Raw genomic sequence first — 9,220 nt, 5'->3', positions numbered from 1 at the left:
TTCCAGAGAGAACTCATAGAACAGCGCCGCCTGTGCTTCCTGCTTTGGTCCCAGCATCCCTAAATCTCCCAACCAATATTGGAATTGAAGCAGCGGATGCCCCCTCGATCAAGAAGAGTTTTTCAACAGTATCGGCCGCAGTCACACCCCGCTCCCAACAATTTCGTCCCTTGACGGTTGGTACGTCAGCGGGGTAATTGCTTGTCATCATCTAGAATTACGCCCGCAGGAGACTGACGCGCGCTTTACGACAAACGGTGGGATCGGGCCTCGAAGCTCTATCTGCAGCGGCATTGCCATTGCGTCGATTGTCTGGAGCTTGGGGTTATCGAGCCAGCGGTCGAGCTCGATCACATCGTTCCGCACCGCGGCGATCGCAAGCTGTTCTGGGACCGGTCGAACTGGCAACCTCTGTGTCACCGCTGTCATGCGCGCAAGACAGCGCGCGAGGTTCTGCACTCAAAATGAGGGACCGGGGGTGGGTCTGGAATTCTGGCCGCATGGCGGGGACCGCACGTGGGAGTGTTCTGTATGGTCAGGTCGAATTGAGAAAAAAGCCCATCCTGACAGCGGAAACTGAAAGATCCGATGAAAGGCCAAAAGCTGAAACTTTCCGTTGTGGTGCCGATGAAGGGCGATGAGACGCCCGAAGTGCCGCAGCCGCCCGATTGGATGACCGGTGAGGGCCGCGCGGTCTGGGTGCGCTTGGCCGAGGGGCTGGTGGCGAAGGGGCGGCTGGCGCCATGCCATGAGGATCTCTTTGCGGCCTATTGCGAGGCGGCCGCCGATTATGTGCGGGCGACGGCCTGCCTGGCGCTGGAGGGGATGTATTACACCGTTCAGACCCGAAACGGGCATCAGGAAAAGAAACGCGCCGCCTGGGGGCTGCGGCAAGACGCTCTGGCGAACATGCGTCAGGTGGGTGCGCTCTTTGGCATGTCGCCGGTCGATGAGGCACGGCTGCAGAATACCGACCAGGGCGATCTCTTCCGCGATCTGATGGAGCAGTTGAATGGATCCGATTGATCATCCGGTCTCGCGCTATGCGCTGGATGTGGTCTCGGGGCGTACGGTTGCGGGCCGGTTGGTGCATCTGGCCTGTGAACGGCACCTGCGGGATCTGGACAATGGCGCCGAGCAGGGTCTGATCTTTGATTGCGCTGCGGCCAATCGGGTGTTGCGCTTTGCCGGTCTCATTCGCCACACGACCGGGCCACTGGCCGGGAAACCGCTGGACTTGCAGCCCTGGCAGGTCTTCCGGCACGGCTCGATCTTCGGTTGGAAGCATATGGAAACGGGTCACCGCCGGTTCCGTCTGACCTATCATCAGGTGGGCAAGAAAAACGGCAAGACGACCGATACGGCGATCCCCATGCTCTATACGCAGCTTTTCGATGGGGAGGCGGCCCCGCAGGGTTATTGTGCGGCCAAGACGCGGGATCAGGCCTCGCTGCTTTTCCGGGAAATGAAACGGATGATCTGCCGGTCGGGCGCACTGTCGCAACTGATGGCAGTCTACCAGAACAGCATCGTCACCGAGCATGCTTTTCTTGAGCAAGCGGTTTTCCAGCGTCAGATCGGCAACCACTTCTTTCAAGGCTGCAGTTTCAAATCGCAGTTCCTTCACCTCGGGACTGGTCGCCTGTCGCGCCGTGTCACCGGCCAAGCGTTGTTTGCCGGCTTGCAGAAACTCCTTGGACCAGGAATAATAGAGGCTTTCGCTGATCGCCTCACGACGGCAAAGCGCAGCAATGCTTTGCTCGCCCCGCAAGCCCGCCAATACAATGCGGATATTTTCTTCTATTGCATGTAAACGCCGGATCTTGCGGCGAATGTTCTTGAACAGCTTGTCAGCCGCGTCTTTCGATGTTCCGGCTTTCTTGTTCATCTTCACTTCATGAAGGTTACGATGAACCAGAAATCCTCCGTTACGAAAACCTCAAATCTGTCCCACAAGCGCTGACGCTAGACAATGAGTTGTCGGTTTTATTCTGACTTCATTTAACTAATCGCGCGTTCTATACAGTTATTTGCATCATCAGGCTAACACGACCATTAGGAGCCGCATTAGAAATGAAGCAAGATGATATTGGTGTCTGTCCGATCTGCGGGGGCGTTGAGTTTGAAGCGGGGTTTCAGGGACGGATGGTCAATAATACAACTGCACCACAGTGCCGATCCTGCGGCAGTGCGGAACGTCATCGAATTATCAGAAACATTTACATCAGCTTGAAACCGCTTCTAAAAAACTGGCGATGTCTGCAATTTGCCCCTGAAGGCGCACTGGATCGCCACTGGTTCAAGAGCTACGACTACAGCGCTTACGGCGGACATAACTCTTATGATATGACCGCGATTGATTTGCCGGATGCGTGTTTTGACATCGTGGTGTCAAACCATGTGATTGAACATGTATCAGATGACCGGGCCGCGATGCGAGAGTGTTTGCGCATTGTTGGTGATACCGGTCTGGTTCATGTCAATGCACCTAGTCCCGCATTCCGGGCCCGTACACAGGACTGGGGTTATCCAGATCCGAAGCGAAATGAGCACTACCGCGACTATGGCGCGGATATGGGGCTTGTGTTGGGCACTGCTATTCCTGATGCTTATGTTTTAGGTGTGGTGGGTATGGACCCAGTGACATTCGTTTCAGACATTGTGTTCATGTTTTCTTTAAGTGAAACATTGCTAGATGAGGTTTCAACGACTTTGCAAAAAGGCAGTCAAACACCAATACGATTGAGATAAACATTATCGTTGAAGTGAGCTCAGTATTATTGAAGTTTAGACTGTATCATAGTTTTAGTAATAAATACTGGCAGATGTTAACTTGACAGTGTTGCTCAAATTTGAAAGCCAACGGTAAGCCTCAGCCTATCTGAGAATTGATCAATGGAGCATTATTCACCACCGGATTTCTGGAAGCCGGGCCGTTGGGCTTCGCGCCTTCCGCAATACTACTTCGACCAAATGGCAGAAGTTGTTAATCCCATGGTCGATGAATGGTTTCCTCTAGGTCAACGCAATAGCAGTGATGCAGACTATTTGCGGGCAAGGCATATCTTCGGTCGGATGGAGATATGCCAGCGTGATATAATGCCGTGGCTGCATCATGCGATACCAAAACTCTCTGACGCAAATGTGCTGGAAATAGGATGTGGCACTGGGGCGGCCACTGCACCTTTAGCATTGGCAAGCAAACATGTATTCGCGCTTGACCTGCCTCACACGGACACACGAATTTTGAATACCCGTTGCGCTTTGATGGGCATTGATAATGTTACTTGCTTTTTGAAGCCAAGCGGATGGACCGATATCTACGCACGTGATCCAGAGGCCATTTGCCCTAAAGTCGATGTTGTATTTGCATATGCTCTCCTTGAGCATCTGCTGCCTCGCGAACGTCTTGAATTTCTGGTAGGCGCCTGGAAGCAGTTGCCAATTGGTGGTCATCTGGTGATTGTGGAAACCCATAACCGTCTCTATCCATTTGATTGGCACTCGCTTTACATGCCATTTGCAGATCAAATTCCTGAAGACTTGGCATTCTATTGGGCATCTTTTTCACCGCGTAATGGAGTACCAAATTCTATAATTGCTAACACACTGGCAGACCTAGATCGTTGTAGCCGTGAACGCCTTTATCGTTACGGACGTGGCGCCAGTTTTCATGAGTTCTATATTGCGCTGGGTGCGGATGCCTTTAAAGTTGTTGACGCGCCGGCGCCCGACCGCTCTGGATTTCAGGGCTACGATCAGAACACAATTCACTCACTGAGAGAGCAGCTAAGTCTTATTGACCCCGTGCCACACCACTATTTTGCTCAACCATGCCTCGATCTGGTTATTGAAAAAATCGGTGAGGCGCGATTGAAGCTTGAATGATTGATACTGCCATCTAGCATTTTGAGTATCGCTGAAATCGGATAAGTCACCATGAAAAGAAAGACTTACGTTTGCGTGGCTTTTGAGCACTAGAACTCTCATCTGAAGATCGGCCCACTGTACGATAGTCATCGCGCTGCCAGCGGTAGGTCTGAAAGATACGCTCGACAGACGCTTTATCCTGAAAGCCCGATGATTTGATGTCGCTTTCTGTGACTGACTGAATGGCAAGGTTGGGATAGATGACAAAGTTATCCTTTGGAAAGACACGGGTTGCCTCGCTCAGGGCGCCGACATCATAGGGCATTTCCATGCGTTTTGCCCGTTCAAGCATAAACGGAAAAATATCGCGGTGCAGCCCAACTGCATGCGAGCCGACTGATGCGCCTTTTTGTGAGTAGAGATGTTGACCACGCCATTCGATCCAGTTGGCATTCCAGTGGTATTGCAGGCTGCCTAATTGAATAATTTTCCATGTATCGGGTAACTCCTGCAGAACGCTTTCAAAAATCGCGTTGGTGTCGTGGTGAAAAATGACATCATCGTCCAACATCAAAAGATGTGTGACATCGTCAATAATGGCGCGCTGCAGAACCTCGATCACTGTGGACAGATAGCCCCAGGCGCCAGCTGTAACGATCGCTTTACGACCAGAGGTTTGTTCGATTTCGGCGACCCGCTGTGCTTCGCTTGTGGCTTTCGTGTAAAATTTTAGACTGTTGTCCAACCGCGGCATATGTTCAGAAACCGATCTGAGCGGTGAGATCGCATAGTCGTAATAAGCGCGTTCAACCTCGGGCCATTGACCGTCAATAGCCCGATGTCGACTGGGTGATATGCCCAGTTCCATCAACTGCGCAGACGCTTGTGCCCAACGGTCTGGGCGACGTTCAAGGTTAATAACAACCGTACGGTCAAAAAAACTAGCAAGTGGGCCTTTGCTGACCTTAGCTGATTTACTTACACGTGGGGTGTGGGATGCGACGGCCGGAAGGCTAAGGTCGGCATGCGCCGACTTCAGGCCGCCCAAAACCGTCCTGGCGACTTGCAGCATCTCAGCTGCAGCGTTCGTTACTTTGTCAGGCCGGTTGTCAGCAATCTGTTTGGTTGCCATGGCTTTGTTGCAGACCACCTTGGCAGGGCTAAGGTAAAGACTGGCGCCCGGTCTGAAAAGCGCAAGCGAAAGGCGCTGATGGCTTTCATCCGGTTTTGGCGCACATTCTGCGAAGTGTTCAAGCGTTAAGTCATCGTCTGCCTGGCCATGGGAATGCGCCAATGCCATGCCTGGCAATTTGCTACCCAAAAAGGTTACTAGACCCTCTTTTGCCCAAGTTTCATCGGTGCAGCGCCAGCGTCCGTCCAGATAAAGACCAACATCAAACGGCAGATCTGCCAGCAAGGCGTTCAGCGATGCCTGAGCATCAGTTGTGTCGCGCGCCTCGATCACATGAATTTCTGTTTTAAGCTCGACGCTATTTAATGCACGAGACAGGTGTTCGTTGGGTCGGATCGCCAGCAAAATCAGCTTCCAGCGGTAATGATCGCCGCAAGTGGTGTAAAAACTGTCCAAGCCCGCCTTAAGATCTTGTGCATCGCCGACCGCAAGCACGAAAACGGCAAGCGATTTGTCAATCGACAGAAAACTCAGCGGGCCGACACCCCTTAAGACGGCGTCCTGTATCGACGAGCTATCAAAAGACGATCCTGTCTTTTTAAGAGAATTTGCATAGATCGTTTCATACTTTCTGTTTTGCTGGTTTTCACGGACCCACTTGAACGGACGATCCATTGCAAGAAGCGGTATTCTGTTTTCTTTTGCATGTTTCGCAATCCAGATATCACCCATGTTGCGGAACATGAATTCAGCGCGTGACAGGGACAACTGGTCAGAATGTGCGCACATAACACATGTGGCCAATACGTGTACTGGGATCGTAGCATCGGTACGGTTTTGAAAATGAAAAACGCGACGGTTCTCGGGCTTGTAGTATTCTGTGATGGGCTGTCTGATGATCACACCATGCAAACCCACCATGGCACGGTCGCCCGTTTCACGCACTTTCCCCACAAGTTTTTTGACCAAATCAGGCGGATAGACTAGGTCATCGTCCATTATGACACGATAGCCCGGCGGATCGGGCTCATCGAACCAGCCGAACTTTCCGGCATCGCCCATGTCATCGTAGTCTTCGGATCGGCGAATGCGGACGCGCGGATGGTTCAGAAAGTCTGGTACATCACCGTAGCCGTTCAAAAAGATTCTTACTTCGTCACATTGCGGCAACATCGAATGAACACTATCGTAAAGCATATCGCGACGGGACGGGATGGAAGCCATCGAAGCAATGACTGGCGCAGCGATCATCTTCGCGTGATGCCGATATACGCCTTCATCGTCCACCTTTGAAAGTATGACTTCTTTCAACTGTGCGGTCTGACCGATGAAAGGTCGTCGCGATACTACTTTCAACAAAATCTCAGATATCCGGCGCGGCAGATAGATCTTTATATCGTTTTTTATCTTCACCAGTGGAACATCGGGGTGCAAAACCTCACCCGTTACGGCGGCTTGAATCTGCAATATCCAATTGGAACCGGGTTCATTTTCAAAGGCGATCTGGACCGAATGCAGACCTGGACCCGGGACAGGCAGCCTGGGTGACTGAACACCTGGTGTACTGTTTGCCTGCTGGATTTCGAAATGACCATTGGACCCAAGACGAACTTTCTGATGATGTCGCCAGTCACACCAATCTTTGTGCAAAGCCATTGCCAGATAGGGAATTTCCATCGGTTGTCGATTTGTGTGAGAAGACACAATCGCATCTTCCCGCAAACCATCGTTCAATACGTACAGATCTGCCAGATCAGAGGAAAACGCGGCAGTGGCATTTGCAATATCTGAAAGGTCCGTATTTTGTGCCTGACCAGTGGCCTGAATATCCTTAGTCGTCAGTGTAAGCGCATCTATTTGCGTCTCGATCTCAGATAAAGCTGTTTGAATGGCTATTATCTTTTTATCAGAGCTTTGAAGATCAATCGTTTTTCCCAGCTCATCTACCTGTACTTGAAGGCCACCGATGTCAGTTGTTAAGCGATCAAGCAATCGGTCCGAAGATTCTGAATAATCCTTACTTTGGTTAAGCAGATCACCAGTCGCCACTAAGATGTCTTCGATCTGCTTGCCGCGCTCCTCAAGCCGGTCTTTCAGGTCACGCACTTGTTCATCTGATGCGCCGCTCTGATAGTCATCTCTCAGATCAGAAATGCTTGATTGGATAAGTGCGGCCAATTGATCGACAGCTGAAAGTCCGCGATCAAGTCTGGTTCCTAGTTCACTGGTGCTTTGTGCACTTTGTAACTTCAGCGCATTTAACACATCAATGACATTTGAAATTTGCTGTAGTTGCGCTGTGTCCGTGTCCAGAAGTTGTTTAGCCGTACCATGCAAATCGGCAACTTGTTTTCCACCCTCAACAAGACGATCATCCAAAGCGGTGATCGCCGCGGATGAAGCCAGGCCCGCCAGGCTATGTTTGAGGTTTTTGATATGCTGGTCGACGGCCAGTTGAGAAAATGCCTGCCCCGCCAAAAGCTGACTTAATGTCGTGCGAATATAACGTTCAAGCTCAATCTTTGGCGCAAGGATATAGGTGGGTGTAAAGTTATGTACCTCAAGAATATCATAGCCCAAGGGTTCAAGTCGCCGCGTGATTGCCGCCAGACCATTGAATGTTGCACTCTCAATCACAAAAATTGGCGCATCCCGCTTGATCAGTTTGATTGCGCCATCAATCACCTCGCGTTCCATCCCTTCGACGTCGACCTTGATCAAACGTGGCGCTTTGGGCAGATCAATTGTGTCAAGTGGGCGAATCTGAACATCACCTTGACCGGCTTCGACCGTTGCCATGCCAAGATTATTTGCGTCATTGTCGACGATCGCCCCCTGTGCATAGTGCTGACCCAAAGCAAACTGCTGCATCGTGACACGCTTTTTCAAACGATTCAGTTTGATATTCTGTTCTAGCAGTCCATATGCAGCTTGGTTCGGCTCAAATGCGATGACTTGCGCTTTGCAGACACCGGCAAAGAAAACAGAATGCGTGCCGATATTGGCGCCAACATCCAAGACCAGATCATCTGGATTGATCAAAATGCGCAACCGCTCCAAAAGCGCTTGTTCATAGAATTCCTGGCTGTTCTGCAAAGTTTTAAAAATATGATCTTCTTGATCAGAATGAACAAATGTGAATTTCTGCCCATCGTATGTCACACGCGCTTCATGCAACACGGTTTACGTCCTTCTCAATCAGGCGCAGTCGTGCTTTTCGGCGCGGCATGCAAAGTGGCCTTTGTCTGACATTCGACCAATCGATTGGATCAATCAAACCAGCTTCAATCAGATTATTTGGTCCGTTGTATCGGGTCGTGCCATCGTATTGCAGTGTCAACTCAGGTTCAGGCGCCAGAGCGGCTAGATAAGTTTGATACTCGGCACTGCCGGAAAAATATGTCTTGTTCTTAATTGCGGCTTCAGCTTTGGCCACAAAACCAGGAAGAAACTTGTAATGCTGTAAGGCAATCATGCAGCCAGAGAGAAAATTTTCCTTAGGGGGTGAGATATAATGGGGGTTGTCCATTATATCCCCTTGGCGCGGTTTGAAGAGAGGGTATTTTGTCATTTCCGGCCGGAACTTTGGATTGCTCGCAGAAAGTTTCCGTGGACGCGGTCCGCCTTTGCGCGAAATCAGCATCTGATAGTGGTCTTCGACGTAGCTGTCGCTATCAAAGAACTGAAAAGCGCTGGCCAGCGGGCTTTTACCGTCCCACGAAAATTTAAGAACTGGGCCAGCCGCATACATATCAAGCAACATACCCCTAACCCGACGCAAGCCCTGCTGATCGGCCCAAGCAGCCAGATCGCCCAGACTGCGTTCAGGGGCACCATCGAAGACAATTTGTTCGTCCGCATCCAGGTAAATGTACCACCGATCATAGCCGGTCTGTGCAATTATGCGCGAAATCCACCCCTGTTTCCGTGGCCATACGAAGGGTCGTCTCAGAACATGAAGCTCTATATCAGCTTGGGCCGCACAATAGGGTATCGAGCCGTCCGTCGATCCATTGTCGATTATGATAAACCTTTCTGCGCCAAGCTCTCGGTGATGCCTAAGAAAATCAGGTAAAATCGACAGCTCATTCTTCATAACCGAAATGATGATGGGTACATGGATCGACATTTTTGCGCGCGCTGGCGAAAAAGGATGCGCCAAATCCACAGCGGCCGCTTCAATGACCGTTTGATTATAGGTGACCGAGGGAGAACGCA

Annotated in this window: 6 protein-coding genes and 2 pseudogenes; 5 read left to right on the top strand and 3 right to left on the bottom strand. The window is 50.9% G+C overall.

What is annotated here, in order from left to right:
• Positions 1–282: 282 nt before the first annotated feature.
• The 3 genes and pseudogenes from H7848_RS08615 to H7848_RS20180 all read left to right on the top strand — a co-directional run.
• Positions 283–468, top strand: a complete 186-nt coding sequence (locus H7848_RS08615; RefSeq protein ID WP_208350187.1) for an HNH endonuclease signature motif containing protein — start codon at positions 283–285, stop codon at positions 466–468.
• Positions 469–588: 120 nt separating this feature from the next.
• Positions 589–1,026, top strand: coding sequence for a phage terminase small subunit P27 family (locus tag H7848_RS08610; RefSeq protein ID WP_208350169.1), 438 nt, complete (start codon positions 589–591; stop codon positions 1,024–1,026).
• Positions 1,013–1,513, top strand: a pseudogene (locus H7848_RS20180) (terminase large subunit domain-containing protein); the annotation flags it as partial. The gene H7848_RS08610 and the pseudogene H7848_RS20180, both read left to right, overlap by 14 nt.
• A gap of 33 nt (positions 1,514–1,546) precedes the next feature.
• Here H7848_RS20180 and H7848_RS19805 read toward each other — a convergent pair.
• A pseudogene (locus H7848_RS19805) lies at positions 1,547–1,888 on the bottom strand (IS3 family transposase); the annotation flags it as partial.
• 185 nt (positions 1,889–2,073) lie between these two features.
• On the opposite strand from H7848_RS19805, the gene H7848_RS08600 reads away from it, so the two are divergent.
• Together H7848_RS08600 and H7848_RS08595 are read left to right on the top strand one after the other, a co-directional pair.
• Complete coding sequence (locus tag H7848_RS08600) at positions 2,074–2,751, top strand: methyltransferase domain-containing protein (protein WP_208350167.1); 678 nt, start codon at positions 2,074–2,076, stop codon at positions 2,749–2,751.
• A gap of 144 nt (positions 2,752–2,895) precedes the next feature.
• Complete coding sequence (locus H7848_RS08595) at positions 2,896–3,888, top strand: class I SAM-dependent methyltransferase (RefSeq protein WP_208350164.1); 993 nt, start codon at positions 2,896–2,898, stop codon at positions 3,886–3,888.
• A gap of 46 nt (positions 3,889–3,934) precedes the next feature.
• Here the strand turns inward: H7848_RS08595 and H7848_RS08590 are convergent, their stop codons facing one another.
• Together H7848_RS08590 and H7848_RS08585 are read right to left on the bottom strand one after the other, a co-directional pair.
• Positions 3,935–8,164 carry an FkbM family methyltransferase gene (locus H7848_RS08590; RefSeq protein ID WP_336512077.1) on the bottom strand — a complete coding sequence of 1,410 codons (4,230 nt, stop codon included), beginning with the start codon at positions 8,162–8,164 and terminating at the stop codon, positions 3,935–3,937.
• 7 nt (positions 8,165–8,171) lie between these two features.
• On the bottom strand, positions 8,172–9,170 hold the full coding sequence (locus H7848_RS08585) for a glycosyltransferase family 2 protein (RefSeq protein ID WP_208350158.1): 999 nt from the start codon (positions 9,168–9,170) through the stop codon (positions 8,172–8,174).
• Positions 9,171–9,220: the final 50 nt, after the last annotated feature.

Origin of the sequence: Pseudaestuariivita rosea (assembly GCF_017592335.1) — a bacterium.
GTDB classification, from domain to species: Bacteria; Pseudomonadota; Alphaproteobacteria; order Rhodobacterales; family Rhodobacteraceae; genus Parasulfitobacter; species Parasulfitobacter rosea.
The sequence above is the reverse complement of the archived record's forward strand: the minus strand, read 5'-3'. Positions and strand labels throughout refer to the sequence as shown.